Raw genomic sequence first — 22,886 nt, forward strand, 5'->3', positions numbered from 1 at the left:
ATGAACCGCAGAGGGCGCAGAGAACGCAGAGGAAGAGAAGAGAGGGAAGAGAAAGAGTTGGCAACAGAAAATTGGGTGCTTGACAAATGTGCCGATCGCCATTGTATACTGGCATCGCAATGCTAACCTTCGGCTGGTCGTCTGTTGGCATGGGTGGCTCTGTTTTATTTTACGATAAACTAATCAGGAATTTTAGAGAAAGTGATCGATCGCGTCAACCACGACCTCTTGAAGCTGCTACCGCCGGATGCTAAAGTCATTGTTGAAATTGGCTGCGGTACGGGCTCGACGGGCCAAGAGTACAAGCTGATCAATCCCCATTGTCAGTATATTGGCATTGAATGCGATCGAGAAAAAGCTAAAATTGCAGTCGATCGCCTAAACTGGGTGACGTTCGCCAATATTGAAGAAATTGCCATCGAAAGTCTCGACATCGCCCCAGGAACCGTCGATTGTTTGGTTTTTGGCGACTTGCTACCCTACCTCAAAAACCCTTGGGATGTCCTCAAGCAGTACACTGCTTTGCTGAATCCAGAGGGGCAAATTCTCGCCAGAATCCCCAATGTTCAATACTGGCGGCGAATTGTCAATCTGCTGCGCGGACATTGGGAAATTCCCGACAGCAAGATGCAGCACTGGTTTACCCTAGAAAGTATTAAATCACTATTTGCTCAAGCCGGATTGCAGGTTTATGAGTTTCAAGGAAAGGGACACAAAACCGAAAATTTTGTCCACTTTCAGCAATTGCTGCATCCAATGGTACAGGCTTTAGAGCTAACATCGAGCAGTTTTGCTACGGAAACGGGTGCTGAATATTATATCGTGCGATCGACCAAATCGACCGTACCTGCGCGCAGACTGCTGATTCAGACTATCATTATGGCTCCTACAGGGTGCGATCGCGTGCGAGTTTTGGAACCGGACAAATTTAGCGCCACAATTCCCGGTGTCCGCACCGTATCCGGCGTGAAAGCAGCAGAATTAATTCCGCCCCTGTCTGGAGAAGAAAAAGTCTTCATCTGGCAGCGGACAATCATGCAATATCCCGCCTATATTCCCCAACTCAAAGAACTGCTTCAACAAGGCTATTTAATAGTAGCCGAAATTGACGATAATCCCGCCCGCCGCCGCGAATACGCCGACAATAATTACCTCAGCTATCGCGGCTGTCACTGCGTTCAAACTTCTACAGAACCGCTAGCAAAAATTTTACGGCACTACAATCCCAATGTCGCCGTATTTCCCAATCAATTAGCTTATCTACCTCCGCCGCGAATTTATCCGGCAGAAGATACAGTCACAATTTTTTTTGGTGCCCTCAACCGCGAAAAAGATTGGCAGCCGATTATGGCAGCGCTAAATCGAGTTTTAGTTGCACACAAACACCAGATTCGAGTTAAAGTAATCCACGATCGCAGATTTTTTGAATCCTTAAAAATACCACAAAAAGAATTTGAACCCTTTTGCAGTTACGAACGGTATCAAGAAATTATGTACAGTTGTGATATCGCTCTGTTGCCGCTCGTTTCCAACCCGGTTAACGAAATGAAATCCGACTTAAAATTTATTGAATGTGCAGCGCGGGGAGTAGCGGTGCTGGCAAGTCCCACCGTGTACGAAAATTCGATTGTCGAAGGTGAAACCGGATTGATTTATAGATATGAAAACGAGTTTGAAACCAAACTAAATTCGCTGATATCTGACACTTCTGGGCGCCGGGAAATAGCCGCGAATGCTTACGAATGGGTGCGCGACAACCGCTTGCTGTGCGGGCACTACCGGCAGCGGCGAGATTGGTACTTACAAATGCGGGACGAGTTGCCACGTTTAAATGCTGAGTTGCGCGATCGCCTGCCCGAGTTATTTGGTGACTAAATGCGGTAAGATTTATAGGCGTTATTGTGCGCTCTTTCTGTTTTATTGTTTAATTGTTTAAATTTTAAGTCTTACTCCACACCAATGCGAATTCTATTCACTATTGCTCACTTTTACAATCCCAGCGGCGACGGGAAACACGCTTCCCAGCGAAACGATCCGCAACCGCGACTAAATGCTTTAACCAGTTGCGTGACATCGCTGCAAGCTTTGTACGGCAAATCTCAGTCCATGATTGACATTCGCGAATGTGCAACTATCCCAGCCAATCAATCTCAACAGCACGAAATTGACATTGTTATTTGCACTACTCAAGGCTATCATCTGTTGCCTCAACTGCCAGTGCAGCCCAGATGTTTTATGCACCACCCTACAAAATGCGAACCGCTGCTGTTGGGGTTTGAATGTCAAGCAGTTTTGCGAGCGTGTCTTGCCAAATACGATTATTTCTGTTACTTGGAAGATGATTTAGTTCTCCACGATCCGTGGTTTTTTAGTAAATTAAAGTGGTTTACCCATCATGCAGGAAATGGGAATTTGCTGCAACCTAATCGCTATGAAGTATCGCCTCAAGGGGCTGTTTTTAAAGCATATGTTGATGGTGATTTAGCGGAAGCAGCTACTTCTCCGTTTCAAAATGTAGAGGAACAGCGGCAGTTAATGGGAAAAATTATGGAACAAACAATCGCTTTTGAGCGCGCTTTGAATCCTCATTCCGGCTGCTATTTTTTGAATGCCGAACAGATGGCACACTGGGCTAAGCAGTCTCATTTTTTGGACAGGGATACTAGCTTTATCGGCCCGCTGGAAAGCGCCGCGACTTTAGGGATTATGCGGACTTTTAGAGTTTACAAGTCAACTCCTGCTTATGCTAATTTTTTGGAAATTCAACATTTTGGAGCGGGTTTTCTGAAGTTGATTGGTAATAAGGTGAGGGTGCGACAAGAAGGATGAGTTAAGATATTCAGGTAAGCTGCAATACTTGAGAGGTAGCATGACCCCGGCAACCGAAAAAATTGTCCTTCCCTCTCCTTTCCCCGACCACACTCAACTGCCAGAGGAAGACGGCACTTTTGTGAAGAATTTTCAAGAGCATCCCCAGAGCATTATTTTGACTGATTCTATTGGGTCGGTATTGCAACGGCTTCATCCCGATGGGCAATATGCTATAGGGCAAGACTGTGGCATCTATTGGCGAGAAACAGACCCGCTTGAAAAGGGAGCAGAAGCTCCTGAGTGGTTCTACGTGCCGAACGTGCCACCAAGACTAGGAAATCAGATTCGTCGCTCTTACGTGCTGTGGCGCGAATTCATGGCTCCGATGATTGCTTTGGAGTTCGCATCGGGAGACGGTTCTCAAGAGCGGGACACAACGCCACTATCGTACTCAGAAGTCGAATCGGCGCCAAGACCTGGGAAGTTTTGGGTCTATGAGCGGATCGTGCGGATTCCGTATTATGGCATCTATGAGATCAATAGTGGCAGGCTGGAGGTTTACAGCCTGAACAATGGGTTTTACCAGCAGTTGCTTCCGAACGATCGCGGTCATTATCCGATCGCGCCCATGGGCGTAGAATTAGGACTGTGGCAAGGCAGTTATCAAAACCAGACAATGCTGTGGCTGCGGTGGTGGGACAGCGAGGGCAATTTGCTGCTGACAGGTACAGAACGAGCTGCTGTCGAACAGCAACGAGCTTCCTTAGCAGAGCAGGCTTTGAGTGTAGAAGCCCAAGCACGGCGGGATGCCATCCCTCGGTTGTTGGCAATGGGATTGAATACACAGCAAGTGGCAGAAGCACTCGGTTTATCAGTAGAGGAAGTTAGGCAGCATTCACAATCTTAAGGTTGCTTTTGATTAAGAGACTATTGACTTGTAGGGTGCATCTCACATTTTGCACCATTCTCAGGAACAGGCAAGATATTCTCAGGAACAGGCAAGATGCCTGTTCCACAAAGAATGAGTTTTCTTGTGGGGTGGACATCCTGCCCGCCCGTAAGTCCTACTATTTTACAGCAGTTAAAACATCGAGGAAGTTAGGCAGCATTCACAATCTTAATGTTGCTTTTGATTAAGAGACTATTGACTTGTAGGGTGCATCTCACATCTTGCACCATTCTCATGTACAGGCAAGATATTCTCATGAACAGGCAAGATATTCTCATGAACAGGCAAGATATTCTCATGAACAGGCAAGATGCCTGTTCCACAAATAATGAGTTTTCTTGTGGGGTGGGCAGGAGAGCCCGCCCGTAAGTCCTACTATTTTACAGCAGTTAAAACATCGCCGATTTTAACTGTGCCGCTGTTGATAATTTTGGCTAAAACTCCAGTTTGTGCGTGACCGAATTCCTTTTGGAGTAAACTGAGTAGGGAAATATCCCGATCGCCTGTTTCTGGATTCACTTCTATATTGACGCAGCGACCGATTCGTGCTGTAACTTCTATGCGCGCCGTGCCTAATTGAAACTGTTTTCCGATCAACTCAAATTCTGACCAAGCTGCCATACCTTCTAGCACAATGTTCGGGCGAAATCGGCCCACGTCAATGTTTTGAAGAGCGATTTCTGTTAATTCGTCTAATGTGGCTTGACTGAGTAAAGAAATGTGTACGGGTTCTCGATCGGGATAACGAGTTTCGCCGCTGGTGTCGCCGACTAAGTGCAAAGGTGCAAACTGCGGGTGTCTCGCTTCTTTTGTGGGTTCAATTGCCGCCAGATATTCTGTGAAAAAAGTGCCGATGCGATCGCGCCCCGCTGCTGTATTCGTTTCTGCGGATAACACTGCAACTCCTTGACGCTGGACTGTTAAAACGGCCGTTTCCGGTTGATAATGACATTCTAAAGCTGCTAACAGAGGCCAATCGTTTTGAACCGCAAAATATTTTTTGCTCATCCAAGGCATATTTTGGGCGGGCATCTTGGCAGCTTCCAGATTATCTGCAAACATTAAGGCAAAAGCTCGATCGCCCTTAATTCCGTGTCCTGCTGTTAAAGCAAACTCCGACATTTCTTGCGGTGTCAGCCCTTTAATTGGATAAATAAATAACTGTTTTATTGTTGCTACTGTCATATTTTTTTAGCTGCGCTTCCATTTCAACTGAACTCTTGTCCCCCCCTTACTAAGGGGGGCTAGGGGGGTCCAAGCTATTTCACACACATTAATAAAATTGCGATAAAAACCCGATTAAGCTAGCAATTCATAGCGGCGGATATCTGGAGGCCCAACGGCCAAACCGTCTAATTTCTTCACGGCGTCTTGAATGTGAGTTGAACCGAGATGTTGTTCGAGCAAAGCTACACTTTCCCACTCTTCAACAAACGTAAAATCTGTGGGATCGGCTTGATTTTGCAGGAGTTCGTATGTGATGCAGCCTTTTTCTTTGCGAGTTGGCTCTATAATGCTCAGCAGCAGAGATTTAAGTTCTGCTACTTTGTCGGGAAAGGCAGCAAGGCGGGCGACTACTCGCAAGGTTGTTTTGGACATAGGAGAAAAAAGAAACAGATATGACGAGCGAATTTACCGCTTGCTATGAGGCAAACTCAACAAAACACGATTTTACTTAAAATAACCTAAACAGGTCGATCGGTCAATCGATTTTAGATTTGAGATTTGAGATTTTAGATTAAAGAATTGAAGCATTGACCCCACGGAGAAATTCGGGGGGCAAGTTTCATCGGATACAGGTTTTTTATTTCTGGACGGATGAATCCGGGGGCTTGTATCCTGGATGCTTTCGGTCAACCGCAGTAAAATTAGTCCAGGACGCGCTCAAATCTCAGCAACCCGGTTTTTTTGGGAAGTCTTCGTTACCAACCGCATATCGTCGTATAAACCGGGTTTCTTGGTATATTTTGGCGAATACTGGAGCAACTCAATCTTTGGGATAAAATCGCTTTTTTTCTGTAGAATATTCCCAGGCGATCGCTTCCGGGTCTTTTTCGCGGCTCCACTGAGCAAACTCCGGCTTAACTTTCCACTTGCCGATCGTACTTGCGTGAACTTTGAACCTGCGGGAGAGTTCCGTCTGGGTAAAAGAGATTTTGGGTTTTGCAGGAGTCTGGGTTTGAGCAATGGGGAACAAATTTGGTTTTTTCTCTTGTGTTTTTTCCCGATTGATGGGATGCTCTTGAACAGCTACTGCCGCATTAGGTGTTTCGCTTTGATTGACAGTTGGGGCTATTTGAAAATAATACAAAATTCCGCCTTGTTCCGTCACTTCAAAATCCGCTGCAAACTCAGAGGCCCGTTCGTCGAGATACTCTTGAACCTTTTCTCCGGGGAGTTTCGCATTCATCGCCAAATCCAAAGCCGTCACTCGCCCTTGATTTTCCTTGATCAACTTGTAGAAAACCGAGTCTAAATGAGCGAGTTTATGTTTTTGCTGCTGCTGATAGAACCTGCAAGCCCAAGCAATGCCCGCTGTGGTGGCGATCGCCCAAAACATCTTTCCCGACTCGAAACTGGCAACCGCCGTCAAGGAAATAGGCAAAAGCAGGGTAAGATATCCCCAAATGCTTCCCTTCTTTAGGTTATTGCTGTCTTTGACCATAGTTCCCAAACAGGTACGTAGTTTAGCTTAGTAGAGCGTGTCTGAATGCCGCGAAAGTTTTTTGACTGTCGATATATCGATCGGCTAATCGCCCATCCGCCCAAAAATGGATACAGACCCCCCAGGACCTTGAGTGGTGATTCCCAAATTTTAGACTTTTGTTGAATATCTAGATTCATTGCTGGAAGTCAATCTAAAATCTCAAATCTCAAATCTCAAATCGGCTGACGCACTCTACTACACAATCCCAGAATCTACTTTTTTTTGCAACCGAGGGTTCATGTACTTTTTTCGCAAACAGATTGCCATCTTGCTGATAGTTGTTGCTTGCTGTACGCTGACTATTAGTTGCAGCAATAGCCGAGCTGTCCAGTGTACTAAATTTACTGCAATTATCACCAAAGGGAACGCTCTCATTGATGTTAAGAAAGACCGCAACGATGCTGCAACGACCAAGAACTTAGCTAAGGACTTGAACCAAACAGCGAAAGAACTTGAGGCTCTGCGAATCACAGATCAAACCCTCAAAGAAATTCAGGGCCAGTCGGTTAAATCCTTCCAGGAAATGGGTCAAGCACTCGGCGACATAGGCCGAACTCTTGAGGCAGGAAATCTGGCTTCTACAAGTATAGAAGGTCGAGTGCAAATCCAAACAGCTCAAGCAGATTTTATCAGAGCCGGACAGCAGGCGAATCAAGCAGCCGAAAATCAAGACGCTTGGACTGACAAACTGATTAATTATTGTAACAGCCGTTCCTAAACGCTAATAGTTTTGAGTTTGGAGATTGCAACGCGATCCGCTCTCCAAGGCTGCGCCGTGCATGAGTTTTGGAAGGCGGATCCTTCACCGGGCATTTACTAATTCCCAATTACCCATTCCCAATTACCCATCCCCAATTTTAGTGATGAATTTCTAGATTCAAAATATAGCGACCGAGTTGCACTTTGTCCGACCACAACTCATATTCTAACCGCAGGTGTTCCGGTTCCGGCTTTCCTGTCAGCGTCAAGTTGCGAGTGAAGTTACGGAGTCGCAACTGTTCGGGAGTCGCCAGCGATTCGCCCTGAAGCCAATAACGGCTCAGCCCGTACATTTCTCGTTCCCAGCAGTGGCGGTAACTGTATTTGCCGTTTCCTTGCATGGTCATAATGACTCGATAGGGTGAAACTTCTAGCCAGAGCAACCGGGGTTTTGTAGTTGGGGGTAAGATTGTAACTTGCTCGCCAGATTCGTCGGAGTCGTCGGAAAATTCGCGATCGATTATTGCTGGTTCGTGCAACAACAAGTGAAAGCGATCCCGGTCTTTTTGATAAAGCGTACCAGCGGTTTCAACGACTGACCACAAAGGTAAATCTGTGGATACTAGCGATAAACTTACAGGCTTGCGGTGATGGGTCAGCATAAGCAAAAGTGTAGGGGTTGTTGTGGATCGGGTAGTTTGAGATTTGAGATTTTAGACTTTAGATTTTAGATTGGCTGGGTTCCAAATTCCGGAGCTTTTGCTTAAAAAAATGAAAAACCTACAACTCGCAATCGAAAATCTAAAATTGTTCAGTCAAAATTCAATCATCTGGTCGATAACTGAGAGCAGAACATGAAATAAGGGCAGATAGACAGATAGTATTTGTCAGGGCCCCCATAGGGGGCTAGAAACCCGGTTTCTACGAAATTTTGCATTTAGTAATGATAAATATACGAAGAAACCGGGTTTCTGATGTCGCAAGTGCGATCGCGAACTATTTGTGAAATTAAGGTGAAATTAAGGTAAAATCCGTGCAGTTGCGCCCGCTTTTTCTTGTCGCTGACAACTGACAGCGCACTGTCCCGGCGAGTTTAATCAGCCTTGGAGTTAACCGGACACATTGGGAAAAAACCCGCAGGGATACCAGAAGACGACTGACTTAGGACTGGGAAAAAGGTAGGATAGCTAACGCCATCCCATCCTAGTTTATCTCAATGCAAGCTGACATTATAACTACTTCGCTTCTTGACAAAACTCAAACTTTAAGCATTCAAAAACCTGCCTCGGGCTTGTCCCTGGCGGGGAGGATTCGAGTTCCCGGCGATAAGTCGATTTCTCACCGAGCTTTGATGTTAGGTGCGATCGCCCAAGGTGAAACTACAATTGAGGGACTGCTGCTAGGAGAAGACCCCCGCAGCACGGCTAAATGTTTCTCGCTCCTGGGAGCCAAAGTTTCTGAACTCAACGCGGAACGGGTGAGGGTCCGGGGCGTCGGAATTGGCGAGTTAGAGGAGCCTGTGGAAGTCTTGGACGCGGGTAATTCCGGCACGACGATGCGGCTAATGTTGGGAATTTTAGCCTCTCATCCGGGGCGTTTTTTTGCGGTAACGGGTGACAGTTCTTTGCGATCGCGCCCGATGTCGCGCGTCATTAAACCGCTGCAACAAATGGGAGCGCAAATTTGGGGTCGAAAAAGCAATTCTTTAGCTCCTTTAGCGATACTCGGACAGCAGTTAAAACCGATTCACTACCATTCTCCGATCGCCTCGGCTCAAGTTAAATCTTGCATTTTGCTTGCCGGTTTGATGGCAAGCGGAGAAACTACAGTCACAGAACCCGCCCTGTCGCGGGATCACAGCGAGCGGATGCTGCGAGCGTTTGGAGCCCAATTGAGCGTCGATCCAGAAACTTGCAGCGTGACAGTCACTGGGCCGACACAACTGCAAGGGCAGAATGTGATCGTACCGGGGGATATTAGTTCGGCGGCTTTTTGGCTAGTTGCTGGGGCGATCGTCCCGGGTTCCGAGCTCGTAGTCGAAAATGTCGGCGTCAACCCAACTCGTACAGGCATTTTGGAAGCTTTGGAGATGATGGGCGCCGACATTGAACTGCAAAATCAGCGAGAGGCCGCTGGGGAACCGGTAGCGGATATTTTGGTTCGCAGTTCCGGGCAATTGCGGGGATGCACCATTGCTGGCGACTTAATTCCCCGACTGATTGACGAAATCCCGATTTTGGCCGTAGCGGCAATCTTTGCATCGGGTACTACAATAATTCGAGATGCGGCCGAGTTGCGAGTCAAAGAGAGCGATCGGCTGGCCGTAACTGCTGCCGAACTCAACCGCATGGGAGCCAAAATTTCCGAGTTACCCGACGGTTTAGAAATTACCGGGGGAACTCCTTTGACCGGCGCGGATGTTGACAGCTACACCGACCACAGAATAGCGATGAGTTTGGCGATCGCAGCCCTCAACGCCACAGGTATTACTACCATTCACCGGGCAGAAGCTGCTGCCATTTCCTACCCCGACTTTACCGCCACTTTGCAACAAGTTTGCCATCCAAATTGAGAGCGGGAGAGTGGGAGAGGGGGAGAGGGGGAGAGGGAGGAGTGGGAGATTAGGAAAGGGGAGAGTGGGAAAAATCCTCTTTATTCCTTCTTCCTTCTTCCTGACATCCGTTACATCCGTTACATCCGTTACAGAATCCGTTGCCGAACTTCCCTCTTCATTCTTCCTTCAACATCCGTTTAAGAATCTTTACCTACAACTTGTTCTTTTAAAGAATCAATTTCCGTTAACAACTCTTGGCGGTTAGAAGCCTTGAGCAGATAGCGGTAAACAAACCAACCCGTATATCCCATCCCAATCAACTCAAAAACGGGAGCTACCAAAGGGACATCATTAAGAGCACCTAAAACTCCCAGCATTACCTTAATACTAATACCGCCTGCCAGAATTAAACCAACAGTTATGAGGGGCTTTTGGTAGTCATCAAAAAAATTGGAGACATAGGTTGGAAGTTCCGACAAAATTTTCAGAACTTGGTCTTTAATATCTTGGAACTGGCTCGTCGGTGTTTCTACGGTTGTCACTGTAGTCATGACCCCCGGTTGGTCAGGCACCAGGTCTACTGTGACGACGTCAGTCACTGTTTGTGCCTCGTCAGAAAAGTTAGCTTGTGTCATTTGATACTTCCTCCGGTGTCAAGTATAATTGCAGGCTTTGAGTGGCTGCCAGTAATTCTCCGGCAATTAGCACAGCATTTGCGCTGCCGGGGCTAATTGATGAGACTAAGGCAGAACTTCACAAATTGCAAGCAAAAATAAGGATAAGACTTGATTGTAAACAATTTCCCTCGTTGCCAAATCGGTCTTTTGACTCATCTTTTCACTCGATCGAGGTCGATTTGATTCGCGCAAGGGCGTCCTTGTTCAAAGTCGGTGATATTGCCGATCGTAGTTTCGGCGATATTTTTCAAAGCTTCCTCGGTGAAGAAAGCTTGATGTCCGGTAATCAGGACGTTCGGGAAAGTCAGCAAGCGCTGAAATACGTCGTCTTGAATAACGTGATTTGACAAATCCTCAAAAAACAGATCCGTCTCTTGTTCGTACACATCTAAGCCGAGGTAGCCAATTTTACCAGACTTCAGTGCTTTGGTAACAGCTTTAGTGTCAATCAACTGACCGCGACTGGTATTGATCAGCATCATCCCCGGTTTCATTTGCTCGATCGCCTCTGCACCGATCAAATGGTAAGTTTCCGGCATCAGCGGACAGTGGAGGCTGACAATATCAGAGGCAGCGAACAGTTCCGGGAGTGCGACGTATTCCATGCCTAGGGCGAGGCAATCTACGTTTTGGAAAACATCGTATCCCAGCAGGCGACACCCGAATCCGTGCAGAATTTGGCCAGTAATTGCGCCAATTCTGCCAGTGCCGACGATTCCCACCGTTTTCCCGTGGAGGTCAAAACCCAACAAGCCGTCTAGGGCGAAATTGCCTTCGCGAACGCGGTTGTAGGCCCGGTGGATTTTGCGGTTGAGGGACAACATCAAAGCGACTGCGTGTTCCGCGACGGAGTAGGGAGAATAAGCAGGAACTCGGAGGAGAGTTAAGCCTAAATCGCGAGCTGCTGCTAAATCCACGTGATTGAATCCGGCGGATCTCAGGGCCAGCAAGCGGACGCCTTTTTCGGCGATCGCCCCGAGGGTTTTCGCGTCCAAGCAGTCGTTCACGAACGCGCAGACGGCCGGAAATCCAGCAGCCAAAACGCTGGTTTCCAGGGTCAGATGCGGTTCAAAAAAAACCAACTCGTGTTGACCGCCGACATTGGCTGCTGTCAGAAAAGTGCGATCGTAGGATTTGGTATTAAATACGGCTACCTTCATGATTTTTGCCTGCAAATCCAGTAATAGTTGGCAGTTCTTCCCAGCTTAGCTCCAAACCTTAGTTTTTTTAATTAAATGTATTAAACTAGACTAAGCCGTAATCATTAATCTGCCATCACCGAGGAGAAAAGCAAATGCGTAAACAACTCAAAACAGTCCTATATGAAATTTTAGAAGTCTCAGACAGCACTAATTTCTACAGCTTAGCCGACGATGTGATTATTTCTTCCTTAATCTTTTTAAACCTTACAGCTTTTATTGCTTCCACTTCTCCCAGCTTTTCCCTAGGATACCAACTCGTTTTTGAATATATCGAAATTATTTCCTCTTTGGTCTTTACACTAGAATATGTTTTGAGGATGTGGGTGTGTACCGTCGATAGCAAATACAGCCACCCGATTTGGGGAAGAATTAAATACGCTCTCACACCGCTGAGTATGATCGACTTAATTTCAATTTTACCCTTTTACTTATTGTTGTTATTTCCCAATTTAAGCTTTGTTTCTATAATTAGCATTTTGCGCTTATTACGCTTGATAAAAATCAGCAGGTATTCTGAGTCAGTGCGAACTTTGGGTTCAGTCTTATACGCGGAAAAAGAGGAATTACTAGCTACCGCTTTTGCCGTTTTTATCTTATTAATTTTTGCATCTAGTCTCATGTATTTTTTGGAATCATCAGCCCAGCCTCAATCTTTTGGGAGCATCCCAGATGCAATGTGGTGGGGAGTTGTGACTCTAACTACTGTAGGTTACGGCGATATTTATCCGATCACTCCTATCGGGAGATTTTTAGGCTCAATATTAGCATTTTTGGGAATCGGAATTTTTGCGTTACCTGCGGGGATAATTGCTGCGGGTTTTGCCGAGGAAGTGCAAAGGAGAAAGCAGGAAAGAATGGCGGCAAATTTAGAGCAATCTGCGAATTATCAATCGGTCAAAAGGCTGGCGGAAATCGAGGTCGGGTTTGACCAAAAACAAAGGGCGATCGCACTTCACCTCGAAAGTTCATCCGAGTTGATGAAAATGTGTGTTCAAACGGCGAAACAGAAATTAGGAAGTGATTTTCAAAATGAACAAATTCTTTGCAGTTTAGCTATTCATCTGTACAAGGAGGCCGTTCGCAAATTCGATTTGTAATTAGAGCTAGATATGATACCTCTTGCAAAAATCGCCAACAATCTTGAAATTATCTGCGTTGCATCTGCGGTTTCCCGATCCCTCAAAGATTTATGTAGTAATAAGTCTATAGCAATCCTAAATCATTTGTGAATTTCTTACTCCCTCCCCTTACCAAGGGGAGGGTTGGGGTGGGGTTAAAAATTTACGATTCCTGCAAGGATTGCTATATGACCTTTCCTATCATGTACTGTAAAATCACCATTATCAAATTTGTAGAGAGGAATAAAATCCTCCCTACCAACCAATATATGATTACCAATCAGGCGGCAAATTGTAATATTCTAGAGTTGATTTATCTGCCAGCAAATCTTTAGTTTTTCGGTCAATTTTAATCTCACCATCCGCCAAAACTAACGCCCTTTGAGTCGTTTTCCCAATCCAATTCAAATTGTGAGAAGCGATCAAAATTACCTCGATCGGCAATCGGGACAAAACTGACGCCAAGTGACGCCGCCACGAGGGATCGAGTCCGTTAGTCGGCTCATCTAAGATTAAAATTGCCGGCTCTAATGCTAAAATTGCTGCCAAGGCTGCTAACCTTCTTTGACCTCCTGAAAGTTCGTGGGCCGAACGGTTGGCAAATTCTACTAAACCGAATTCGTCTAATAGCGATAAAGCTCGATCGCGCGCAACACCCGGCGGCACCCCATAATTGCGCGGCCCGAACATTACATCCTCCAAAATAGTCGGCATAAATAGCTGGTCGTTAGCATCTTGAAAGCAAAATCCAATCAGCCTGCGCGCCTGGGATAAAGTCGCCGGTTCCAGCTTTTTTCCCTGCACTCTAATCTCGCCGGATTGAGGCATTTTTAATCCGATTAAGTTTTCCAGCAAAGTGCTTTTACCAGCACCTGTCAGCCCGAGTAAAGCAACTCTTTCTCCCGGTTGCAAAGTAAAAGAAATTCCTGCCAATACAGGTTGTTGCTGCGGATAGCCGAATACTAAGTCTTGCACTTCGATTGTTGGCACTGATTGGAGATTAGTCATCCGATTTGAGATCTGAGATTTTAGATTATTAAAGAATTGCGACCGCAAATAAATCCGTTCGCAGGTCGATCGGACGCTACGCTACTTACTGCCCAGCGGGTTGCTATCGTAATTTTACTTGATTGAAATCAAAAAAAGAGCCATTTTTTTTAGAGTTAAACCCTTGACTCTCAGCATTTAATCAAGTACCATTAAATAATGGGAGTGGTGGCATTTTTTTATTTTTTGCCACCACTCCCATTATCTAAAATATACCACAAAAAATCCACCCAAGTCAATAGGTAATCCTTCTTTTTTAGGGCCGAGCAGTTATTGACAGTAACCTAGAATTATTGATTCCGAATCAATAGGAAACAATATGAAAGTTTTTTTACCGCAGATAAACACAGATAAACACTTCAGAAATTGCATCAGCGTTCATCCGTGTTCATCCGCTGATATCTGCGGTAAAAAAATCCCAATCTAACTATACCACTCCCCAAATAACTTAGGACAAATTATGGTAGGGAGGACACAGCTATCATCTTAGGAGAAATTTGGTATCAGAAGTCATTTGTTATTAGTTATTTGTTATCCTCAAATTTACAACAACCAATAACCAATAACCCCTTAGAAATTACCATAAGAAGCTATGGTTAATCCGGCAGCCATTAACATAGTTATTGTCAGCCAGAGTCGCTCTTTAGGTGTAGATTTTGAGTCAGCGGGCAAACTTCCTTGATATCCCCGAATTAGCATAGCTGCGTGTACTCTTTCTGCGCGATCGAGACTTCGCAAATAGAGGGCTCCGATCATGGAAGCACTAGCGTAACGCAGCCATCCTCCGGCGCCGGACAAGCCTCGGAGTTGGGCAGATATTTTCATGCGGTTGACTTCGGTCAGCAGGATTTCTAAGTATTGTCCCGTTAAAAGTACAATCTCTTGCAAACCTGCTGGTAGCGGTAATCCTTTGAGGGCGATTCCGAAACTGTGGGGTGGCAAAGTTAGCAGAAAACTGTTCATAATTAGCAGGCAAATTAGGGAACGCAGCAACAGAAAACTGGCGCGTTCCCAACCTTGGGGCAGCACTAATAAGGAGAGAAAAAGCAATTCAGCTCCCAACAGTTGCGCTAGGGTTCGCACCGGAGCCCTGAGCCAAAACGACCAAAAAAGTGCGATCGCCCCATAAATTCCCAGCCACAGCCAAGCGCCAGTCTTCATAAAACCAATGCCGATGACAATTACCAAAGACAGGCGCAATCGAAAAGGTATAGAGAGTTTAGACATCTTTAGGTTTTACCACCAACTGAGCAATGCCAAAGGCAGCGCCGAAGCTGAAGGCAGACCCTAAAAGTCCAGCAATGCTAGTACCAATAGGCTGCTCTTCTAATCCTTTAACTGTGTAATCTGCTAAAGGAGTAGGATTTTCGATCGCCACAGCTTCTTTATCTTTAAAGCCGTATTTTTCGGCTACCGCTTCTAACCCGTCAGGCCAACTTGAAGCAAACAGCGAAAGCACCCCCGAAATTAATAAAACTCCGATTACAGGCACTACCCATTTCTGCAATTGTGGCTGTTCTCCCGGCAGTAAATCCGGGCGCACTTTGACCAGATAAGTTAAAACGCTGCCTGTAATTACCCCTTCGCCAATCCCAATTAAAATATGTACCCCTACCATTGCTGGCAATGCGATATTGAGCGCTACTGTACTAGAAATTGCGAGTTGGATCGCCACACAAATAGAAGCAGCAACGACACTGAGGCCCGCGGCGAGGCCCGCGGCTAGGGGCAAACGATTTCGGGAACCTCCCAAGAGTTGCTGCAACGGCTGCAACAGCCACCAGCCCACCCAAATGCCAACTAGCCCCATGTTAAAAATATTGGCTCCCAGGGCGGTGATGCCCCCGTCGGCAAACAAGACGCTCTGAATTATAAAAACCGTGCTCATTGCCAAAGTTGCCGCCCAAGGGTTCCCCAAAACAACGGATGCCAGCGCCCCTCCCAACAAGTGCCCGCTGGTACCGCCGGCTACGGGAAAGTTGATCATCTGGGCTGCAAACACGAAAGCTGTGGTTAAGCCCATGATTGGGGCTTGTCGGAGTCCAAGACTCGCGCGGGTTCGATTCAGGGCAACTGCAATTACTGCTGCACTTGCTATGCCGGTAGCAATGGCTACTGGCGGTGAAAGAAAACCATCAGGTATGTGCATTCATGTATCCCAAACGAGAGAACTTCCAGCCCTTTAGTCAACTATTTTTTACAAAAATTTACCATCCCCTCTGGGGGCATTGCTGCGATCGAGCGATCGGGAGATTGGCAGCGGGCGATCGCTTATTCGATATAGATTAGCGCCTCAGGGGCTGAATTTTGAGCAGCAGAAATTTTACATTAAATAATCCTGAAGAATTATTCGGATATTTTACCGACAACCCGCACCTTGAAGCTTTTTGATAAAAATTATCAATATTTGTTGACACATTCACACGCAAAATGTATTCACCGTCAAGCTCAAACAAGAATATAAAAAAAATATAAAGAATCAACTGAAAATCTCTAGGATCGGAAACAGCACCTAGTGTGGCCTAGCCGGCCTCCGCCGCAGTAATTAGTGCAGCAATTGGTTGTGTAACAATGATGGTGACTCACCACTTGTCAAACACATCTAAAGCCACATAAAAAATTGTTTGGAATCTCGGTACTTGGATTCCCGGAAACAAAACTGATAGCGAATTGCGGCGAAATATCGGCAGTTACACAGGCAAAGAAACTATCTTGCTTGTGGGTTGCCCGATCAGTTGGTTAATTCGTCATGTTTTATGGAAAAATAAGAATCTTAAAAGCCGCACCATATTTTTCTGGATGTTTGCTTTGTTGGTTGCTTCCACAGCTATATGCTGGCATCCTCTATTTCCCTATTTGCCGTTAACTTAAGTAATGTGAGGTTTGATAATGGAGACAAAAAATAAGCCGGTCCCAGCCAGGGAGATGCACAAAATAGTTTGGGTTAGCGTCGGAGTTTTGACTCTTTTCTTTATGACTTTTCCCATCGCAATGTGGCGCGCTAGCCAAAAAGAAAAGTTTCGCGGTTTTCACATCAAGTCTTTGACAATCGAGGGGCAAAGTCCCGTTAATCCTGTTGCTAATGCTGTTGCTAAGGGGCTGGTTCAACCAGCTATTGCGAGTAGCAGTGCGCTTGCGGCTGCAAATAATTCCTATTTAGCTCTTGACAGCAAAAAAAAGCTGCCTCACAATTTTCCAGAGGTTGTACCTATCACTAATACGTCTACTGAAACGGCTATTGCCAGTAGCCCTACAGATAAGACTGTCCAAGCTGTACCTGTATCAGCAGGCTAGCAGGAAGTTCAGGTGGTGGATGGAACAAATCAGACAGCAGAAATTACCGATCGCCTCAAACTAGATGAGTTAGCTCTGAAAGTTTACGATCGCATCGATCGAAGTTGGCAAACTAGCCCTACCTTCACTCAAAATCTAGTCGATCGAGTCAGCGTCAGTCAAGGTGGGGCGATCGGCAATTTCGAGCCCCTCAATCAACCAACCAAGGATTACGCCCAAGAAACTCCTTTGCCACATCTGCTCAAATCTTCCAAAACTAGCAGCAACAGTGCAGCACCAGTCGCTAAGTTTACTGTAGTGTTTGCTCCTACTGGAACCTTAGAAGTTAACCCGTAACTCACAGACAACATCTCTCCGGTAAGGTGCGCCATCAGCACCTTACTTTTCATTTTTAACTTAAATGTGATATTATAAACAGCGCCCTCTAAGGCATTCTACATCTAAAACAACAAATGAAAGAACTTGACGAAAAAAAAACCCAAGAACTGCTATGCACCATCATGGAATGGGAACTAGCAGGTGTCGTGCGCTACACCCACTATGCACTAATGGTGACAGGGCCAAACCGGATTCCCATCGTGCAGTTTTTTAAAGCACAAGCAACGGAATCCCTACTCCACGCCCAACAAGCAGGAGAAATTCTCACCGGTTTAGAGGGGCATCCCAGTCAGAAAATTGCTCCCATCGAAGAAACCTACAAACACGCCGTGAAAGACTTGTTGGAAGAAAGTTTAAATCACGAGAAAAAAGCGCTCAAAAAGTATAAATCTTTACTTGAAGTCGTGACAGACTCCAGCGTTTATTTGGAAGAATATGCCCGCAATCTGATTGGACAAGAAGAACTGCACCAAGTAGAACTGAAAAAAATGCTGCGGGATTATAGTTGATTTAATCATTAGTTAGTTGTTATTGGTCAATACTTCGGGCAGTTTCATTGCCCATCGGGGGGCTAGAAACCCGGTTTCTAGGAAATTTGCGACGAGTCACGAGAAATTTGCGACGAGTCACGAGAAATTTAGGAAGAAACCAAGTTTATGAGGTCTGCGTGCGTCCGCCCCCGCTTGCGTTTTTATGTCCTAGCATCACACCCTTGATTTTCACTTCGCCTGATAGTGTGCTTCCTAAGCGTTGCTTGCAGCTATTGGAGCGCCCTGAAACCCTTATTCTCAGGTATGCCATCAAAAACTGTCCGAAGTGTTGATTGGTGATTGGTTAGTTGTTAGTTTTTATTTCCAATGACCAGTGACCAAAGCCCGATGTCTATGCCCCATACCCCATACCCCATAATTATAAAAAATGAATTTTAGTGAAGCGTTACCGACTTTTTTAGTTACCCTGCGCGAAGGGGTAGAAGCCGCCTTAGTCGTCGGAATTGTACTAGCTTGCTTGAAAAAAGCCGAGCAAAGTCACCTCAATTCTTGGGTTTATGCAGGTGTCGCAGCCGGCATTGCTGCTAGCGGTATTGTAGGTGTTATATTCAATGGATTGCTCGCAGCACTATCAACATCCGAGCAGCCTTACGCACCGATAATTAAACAGCTATTAGAGGGCGTGTTGGGAATTGTGGCGATCGCAATGCTAAGCTGGATGCTAATTTGGATGACTCAGCAAGCGCGCTTTCTCAAAGCTGAAGTTGAAGGAGCCGTTACAGCAGCTTTGACAGAAAATACCAATGCCGGCTGGGGCGTATTTGGCTTAATTTTTATTGCGGTACTGCGCGAAGGTTTTGAAACAGTTTTATTTGTCAGCGCTCAGTTTCAACAAGGTGTGAGTCCCGCTTTGGGAGCTTTGGGCGGTTTGACTGGGGCGGCAATAATTGGGGCGCTACTGTTCAAGTGGGGCGTAAAAATTGATATCCGACTGTTTTTCAAGTTTATGGGGATTTTGTTGCTGTTAATCGTAGCAGGTTTGGCAGTATCGGCGCTGAAACATTTCGATCGAGCGGCTGGGATTTTGTCGCAGATGAATAGCAAGTATGCAGCGATTTGTTTTTATTACGATCGCCTCGCACCACTCCACTCTTGTATCTTAGGCCCGATGGTGTGGAATGCAGCGTCCAGTTTGCCCGATCGGCAATTTCCGGGAGTGATTCTCAAAACACTGTTTGGATACAGAGATCGACTTTATCTCGTCCAAGCCGCTGCTTACACAATATTCTTAGCCACCATCGGCCGTCTTTATTTCCAAAAATTAGCCTCTCAGGCGACTGTTTCCCCAAAAAATACTCAGTCGGCTCAATAATCAACTCTTTCTCAGTAGTTGTGTCGGCTATGGTTACAGATTATTTCCCTGCTTTCACTGCTTCTGAGGCACCAAAAAAATTGCCTGATTTTCCAAAATCAGCCCAAAATTTTAGGGTTTCAGGATAGACTCTTTGACATTTGTATGATATTATTTAATAATGGGAACAGCGCTTTTTTTTTTTTAAAATAGTTAGATTTCTATTATTTAATAATACAGTCAAGAGCTAAAAAAAGCAAGGGCTAACCCTCAAAAAAAACAAAATTTTTCTCAACCTCACCAACTTTATAAATCACAAGTCGTAGAGTGGGCGATCGTCGAAAATATGTAACTCGCAGAGAGCCGAAGTTGCTGGTAGTCAGGCCCGCAAAGGTGTCGATCGACAAGAGGGGCGATGACCCACTACCAGCAAACAAACGCAGGGTGCCTCTAAAATCTCAAATCCCATCATCAATCGTCGCCACAGAAGTCGCGCCCGCAAACAAAAAATCTACCCCAGCCCAGATTTCTGGCGAACAGTCTTTCTGATAGCCACTGAAGGCGCTTATAATTAATACAACAATTTTTACATAGCTCAAAAAGTTCTTAATCAACCTTATAATTCTTAAATGAAGCTTAAAATTAAAAAATTGCTTGTTAAAGTTACCTGGAACCCCCAGAAGGCTGTAGCCTCCCCCATCTGGTTAGCGGTGAGATAAATAATGATGCCTCGGATACTTGTTATTGATGATGACGCGGCGATCGCCGAACTCGTAGCCGTCAACCTAGAAATGGCTGGCTACGAAGTCACCCAGGCCGAAGACGGCATCAAAGGTCAGGCACTGGCCATACAACTGCTGCCCGACCTGATCATGCTAGACCTGATGCTGCCTAGAGTAGACGGATTCACAGTGTGTCAGCGGTTGCGGCGCGACGAACGCACAGCCGACATTCCCGTCTTGATGTTGACCGCCTTAAGTCAAACTCAAGACAAAGTAGAAGGCTTCAACTCCGGCGCCGACGATTATCTGACCAAACCCTTTGAACTAGAAGAGATGCTGGCGCGAGTGCGAGCCTTGCTGAGGCGCACAGACCGCATCCCCCAAGCTGCCAAACACTCAGAAATCCTGAATTACGGCCCGCTGACCCTTGTCCCCGAAAGGTTTGAAGCTGTTTGGTACGTTCAGACAGTCAAACTGACCCACCTAGAGTTCGAGTTGCTGCACTGCTTGCTCCAACGCCACGGTCAGACAGTCTCTCCCAGCGAAATTCTCAAAGAAGTCTGGGGTTACGACCCCGACGACGACATCGAAACTATTCGCGTACACATCAGACACCTGAGAACAAAAATGGAACCCGATCCCCGCCATCCTCGGTACATCAAAACCGTATACGGGGCCGGTTATTGCCTGGAGTTGCCCAACAACGAGCAAGTAGCCGAGGAAACCAAATCCTCTGCTTGAGCTAGCGCGCCAGATGCAACAAGCAGTTAAAAATCCCGCTATAAAAGCCTGAAAGCATTTGCTCTCAGGCTTTGTTGTTTGGAGTTTGAGTTGACGCTCAAGCGGTCTGAAGAAATACTCGATTCTTCAAGAGACCAGAATCTGACCGATACTTTTTTGCTAACATTTGCTAACAAATACATAAGTTGAGAGCTGATCTCTAACCTTGCGCGTATCAACCGATGCCCGTAGAAATTTCTACAAGCACTTATCTTCTAGCGTTCAGCTTGGTTATCGCTTACAGCTATTAGCCAATCTGATTATTTGCTTTGATAATGTAGAGGCAACTTATTTATATAGCGGTTGCGTACTACCAAGGTTTTTCACCTACATCTGAGTGGCTAAATTCATTCTATATGATATAAAGACAAGAAGGCAAATGTAAGTGATTGTTAGCAAATGTCAGAAAAAGTCTTACTGTTAATCAACCTCTTTACGCTCAAAACAACTATCTTTCGATGCTGCAATCACCCTTACTTTTAATATGCTTTCCGAGTTCATCACGCTTGCCAAATATGGTACCCTCCGTACCCTGCCATTACTTGCTCTTATTTTGTTGCCCCTCAATAGGCGTACTACTTGGCGTAGGCATTAACTCTCTTGATTCTGAAAAAAACAATCCCCCACCCCCCTGTAATATCAATTCCGGTTGCACCGGAATGATATAGCTTTGCTTTTTGGCCACCAATAGAAACAAGTAATCCCTTTAATCAAAGAAGGTTGTTTAAGCAGAACTTGGCAACGTTGAAATAATACCTCTTCTAATTCATCAAGATTTTTAAATGAACGATTGGCAATTGGTTCATTTATCAAAGGCCATAGACTTTCTGCTGGTTGTAATTCGGGAGAATGGGAGGGCATAAATTCCCAATGCAAACCCTCTGGTAATCGAACTTGTGGGCTGGTATGCCAACCAGCGTAGGTCTTTAGCTAAGATGATGTGTTTATCTTTACCTATTCCAAATTCAGACGGCAAAGTCTACTAAAACTAAGTTAAAAAGTTCGATGTTAACTTTTGGGAGAATCCAAAAGTAGGTTTCTCCCGTTGACGGGTGTACAAAGCCATACAACCATAGCCATTGATAGCGCCAATTTACGTTGGCTATGGGCTGCTCCCCATACCCTACCCAAACTCGCCGGCATTATCGGCTTTAGTCCCAGACGATGCTCATCCATTGCCCACACTTCTACTGCTGCTGATGGATGCTGCTGTTGAATTCTTTTGGCTCGTGAGCGGAGTTTTTTTTCCAAGCTTCTTGGACTTCCAGGTCAGTGAGGTCCTGTTCAGGGCGGGGTACCCGTAACCGAAACTCCAACGAATGTAGATAGTCCCAACCTCTTTGTATGCTGACTTGACTCTCGAGTAAATTACCCATCCACTCTGCAACTTTACGACTATTCCATAATCCTCCATCAGTCGCAGGTGTATGTAAACTTTGTAAAAGTTGTGCTTGTTCCACAACCGAGAGTAAAGGTTGAGCGCCCGGACGTTGATGACGTTTGTCTTTCAACCCATTCGTACCTAATTGATTGTAACGACGAACTTTCGCGATATATCGAGTTACGGCAATAACCAGTGACCGCAGCGACATCTTCTGTAACTCGTCCAGTTGCTAAAAGCCAAATTATTTGGTAGCGTGTCCGTTCAATTGGGTCTGACGCTTGACGATAAAGTTGAGGGTAGTGCCCTGAAGGAAAGGATAGAGTAAGCTACTCAAGCGAGAGAAGTGTTTACCATTAGTTATATGACAGTAGAAATTCCCCATTGTCCTAATTGTGGCGAGCGAAGCAGTCAGTCGTAACGGTCAAACTCGGCATCACAAACAAAATTATAAATGTCGAGAATGTGGTCGTCAATTTGTTTTGAATCCGACCTGGAAAGCTATTACTAAAGAACAAGAAGAGTTAATGTCACGGATGCTACTTGAACGTATTTCCCAGGCCGGGATTGCTCGGGTATTACAAGTGTCAGAAGATACAGTACAGCGCTACGTAAATGCCGCTTCTGTTGCTGTTAAGAAGCAAGTGGAGGTGAGTGCCAAGCCAAAAAAGCGCTTGAGTGTTCAGATGGATGAGCTATGGTCGGAGAGTCGATAATAAAGGAAA

23 protein-coding genes are annotated in these 22,886 nt (G+C 45.7%); 13 read left to right on the plus strand and 10 right to left on the minus strand.

Features of this window, described 5'->3' with window-relative positions; genetic code table 11:
* The first annotated feature begins 201 nt into the window (after window positions 1–201).
* From QUB61_RS13980 to QUB61_RS13990, 3 genes are all read left to right on the plus strand, one after another.
* Window positions 202–1,875 carry a methyltransferase domain-containing protein gene (locus QUB61_RS13980; RefSeq protein ID WP_333127167.1) on the plus strand — a complete coding sequence of 558 codons (1,674 nt, stop codon included), beginning with the start codon at window positions 202–204 and terminating at the stop codon, window positions 1,873–1,875.
* An 84-nt stretch (window positions 1,876–1,959) separates the two neighbouring features.
* Window positions 1,960–2,829 carry a calcium-binding protein gene (locus QUB61_RS13985; protein WP_333127168.1) on the plus strand — a complete coding sequence of 290 codons (870 nt, stop codon included), beginning with the start codon at window positions 1,960–1,962 and terminating at the stop codon, window positions 2,827–2,829.
* 40 nt (window positions 2,830–2,869) lie between these two features.
* Window positions 2,870–3,718, plus strand: coding sequence for a Uma2 family endonuclease (locus QUB61_RS13990; protein ID WP_333127170.1), 849 nt, complete (start codon window positions 2,870–2,872; stop codon window positions 3,716–3,718).
* 417 nt (window positions 3,719–4,135) lie between these two features.
* Here QUB61_RS13990 and QUB61_RS13995 read toward each other — a convergent pair whose 3' ends face one another.
* The 3 genes from QUB61_RS13995 to QUB61_RS14005 form a co-directional block, all read right to left on the minus strand.
* Window positions 4,136–4,945 (minus strand): MOSC domain-containing protein, encoded by an 810-nt coding sequence (locus tag QUB61_RS13995; protein ID WP_333127173.1) that lies wholly within the window; start codon window positions 4,943–4,945, stop codon window positions 4,136–4,138.
* A gap of 114 nt (window positions 4,946–5,059) precedes the next feature.
* Window positions 5,060–5,359, minus strand: a complete 300-nt coding sequence (locus QUB61_RS14000; RefSeq protein ID WP_332954976.1) for a putative quinol monooxygenase — start codon at window positions 5,357–5,359, stop codon at window positions 5,060–5,062.
* 388 nt (window positions 5,360–5,747) lie between these two features.
* Window positions 5,748–6,425 carry a hypothetical protein gene (locus QUB61_RS14005; protein ID WP_333127175.1) on the minus strand — a complete coding sequence of 226 codons (678 nt, stop codon included), beginning with the start codon at window positions 6,423–6,425 and terminating at the stop codon, window positions 5,748–5,750.
* Window positions 6,426–6,705: 280 nt separating this feature from the next.
* Here QUB61_RS14005 and QUB61_RS14010 point away from each other — a divergent pair, with 280 nt between their 5' ends.
* Complete coding sequence (locus QUB61_RS14010) at window positions 6,706–7,185, plus strand: hypothetical protein (RefSeq protein ID WP_333127177.1); 480 nt, start codon at window positions 6,706–6,708, stop codon at window positions 7,183–7,185.
* Between the two features lie 139 nt (window positions 7,186–7,324).
* Here QUB61_RS14010 and QUB61_RS14015 read toward each other — a convergent pair whose 3' ends face one another.
* Window positions 7,325–7,828 (minus strand): hypothetical protein, encoded by a 504-nt coding sequence (locus QUB61_RS14015; RefSeq protein WP_333127179.1) that lies wholly within the window; start codon window positions 7,826–7,828, stop codon window positions 7,325–7,327.
* Between the two features lie 554 nt (window positions 7,829–8,382).
* Between QUB61_RS14015 and aroA the strand changes: the two genes are divergently transcribed.
* The gene (aroA, locus tag QUB61_RS14020) at window positions 8,383–9,738 is read left to right on the plus strand and encodes a 3-phosphoshikimate 1-carboxyvinyltransferase (protein ID WP_333127181.1); all 1,356 of its coding nucleotides are present in this window, start codon (window positions 8,383–8,385) and stop codon (window positions 9,736–9,738) included.
* 179 nt (window positions 9,739–9,917) lie between these two features.
* On the opposite strand, the gene QUB61_RS14025 is transcribed toward aroA, so the two are convergent.
* Complete coding sequence (locus tag QUB61_RS14025; RefSeq protein ID WP_333127183.1) at window positions 9,918–10,355, minus strand: CAAD domain-containing protein; 438 nt, start codon at window positions 10,353–10,355, stop codon at window positions 9,918–9,920.
* Window positions 10,356–10,549: 194 nt separating this feature from the next.
* The gene (locus QUB61_RS14030) at window positions 10,550–11,557 is read right to left on the minus strand and encodes a 2-hydroxyacid dehydrogenase (RefSeq protein ID WP_333127185.1); all 1,008 of its coding nucleotides are present in this window, start codon (window positions 11,555–11,557) and stop codon (window positions 10,550–10,552) included.
* Window positions 11,558–11,691: 134 nt separating this feature from the next.
* Between QUB61_RS14030 and QUB61_RS14035 the strand changes: the two genes are divergently transcribed.
* Complete coding sequence (locus QUB61_RS14035) at window positions 11,692–12,696, plus strand: ion transporter (protein WP_333127187.1); 1,005 nt, start codon at window positions 11,692–11,694, stop codon at window positions 12,694–12,696.
* A gap of 294 nt (window positions 12,697–12,990) precedes the next feature.
* Here the strand turns inward: QUB61_RS14035 and QUB61_RS14040 are convergent, their stop codons facing one another.
* From QUB61_RS14040 to QUB61_RS14050, 3 genes are all read right to left on the minus strand, one after another.
* A complete protein-coding gene (locus tag QUB61_RS14040; protein ID WP_333127189.1) occupies window positions 12,991–13,725 on the minus strand; it encodes an ABC transporter ATP-binding protein in 735 nt (244 codons plus the stop codon).
* 609 nt (window positions 13,726–14,334) lie between these two features.
* Window positions 14,335–14,991, minus strand: a complete 657-nt coding sequence (locus tag QUB61_RS14045; RefSeq protein ID WP_333127191.1) for an energy-coupling factor transporter transmembrane protein EcfT — start codon at window positions 14,989–14,991, stop codon at window positions 14,335–14,337.
* Window positions 14,984–15,913 (minus strand): energy-coupling factor ABC transporter permease, encoded by a 930-nt coding sequence (locus QUB61_RS14050; RefSeq protein WP_333127193.1) that lies wholly within the window; start codon window positions 15,911–15,913, stop codon window positions 14,984–14,986. Before QUB61_RS14050 ends, QUB61_RS14045 begins: the two co-directional genes overlap by 8 nt.
* On the opposite strand from QUB61_RS14050, the gene QUB61_RS14055 reads away from it, so the two are divergent.
* From QUB61_RS14055 to QUB61_RS14080, 6 genes are all read left to right on the plus strand, one after another.
* Window positions 15,908–16,048: a hypothetical protein gene (locus tag QUB61_RS14055; protein ID WP_333127195.1), complete on the plus strand. Its 141-nt coding sequence runs from the start codon at window positions 15,908–15,910 to the stop codon at window positions 16,046–16,048. The two genes, QUB61_RS14050 and QUB61_RS14055, sit on opposite strands and share 6 nt — an antisense overlap.
* A gap of 641 nt (window positions 16,049–16,689) precedes the next feature.
* Complete coding sequence (locus QUB61_RS14060) at window positions 16,690–17,058, plus strand: hypothetical protein (protein ID WP_333127197.1); 369 nt, start codon at window positions 16,690–16,692, stop codon at window positions 17,056–17,058.
* Window positions 17,059–17,073: 15 nt separating this feature from the next.
* Window positions 17,074–17,394, plus strand: coding sequence for a hypothetical protein (locus QUB61_RS14065; RefSeq protein ID WP_333127199.1), 321 nt, complete (start codon window positions 17,074–17,076; stop codon window positions 17,392–17,394).
* A 116-nt stretch (window positions 17,395–17,510) separates the two neighbouring features.
* Window positions 17,511–17,945, plus strand: a complete 435-nt coding sequence (locus QUB61_RS14070; protein WP_333127201.1) for a ferritin-like domain-containing protein — start codon at window positions 17,511–17,513, stop codon at window positions 17,943–17,945.
* A gap of 409 nt (window positions 17,946–18,354) precedes the next feature.
* Entirely contained in the window at window positions 18,355–19,299 is a 945-nt protein-coding gene (locus QUB61_RS14075; protein WP_333127203.1) for an FTR1 family protein, read from the plus strand.
* Window positions 19,300–20,003: 704 nt separating this feature from the next.
* A complete protein-coding gene (locus QUB61_RS14080) occupies window positions 20,004–20,741 on the plus strand; it encodes a response regulator transcription factor (protein WP_333127239.1) in 738 nt (245 codons plus the stop codon).
* Between the two features lie 1,226 nt (window positions 20,742–21,967).
* On the opposite strand, the gene QUB61_RS14085 is transcribed toward QUB61_RS14080, so the two are convergent.
* Entirely contained in the window at window positions 21,968–22,372 is a 405-nt protein-coding gene (locus QUB61_RS14085; RefSeq protein ID WP_333127205.1) for a winged helix-turn-helix domain-containing protein, read from the minus strand.
* Between the two features lie 184 nt (window positions 22,373–22,556).
* On the opposite strand from QUB61_RS14085, the gene QUB61_RS14090 reads away from it, so the two are divergent.
* Window positions 22,557–22,877, plus strand: coding sequence for an IS1/IS1595 family N-terminal zinc-binding domain-containing protein (locus tag QUB61_RS14090; protein ID WP_333190001.1), 321 nt, complete (start codon window positions 22,557–22,559; stop codon window positions 22,875–22,877).
* The last annotated feature ends 9 nt before the right edge of the window (window positions 22,878–22,886 follow it).

The sequence above is a fragment of the Microcoleus sp. C2D2 genome, assembly GCF_036702495.1.
Classification (GTDB): Bacteria; Cyanobacteriota; Cyanobacteriia; order Cyanobacteriales; family Microcoleaceae; genus Microcoleus.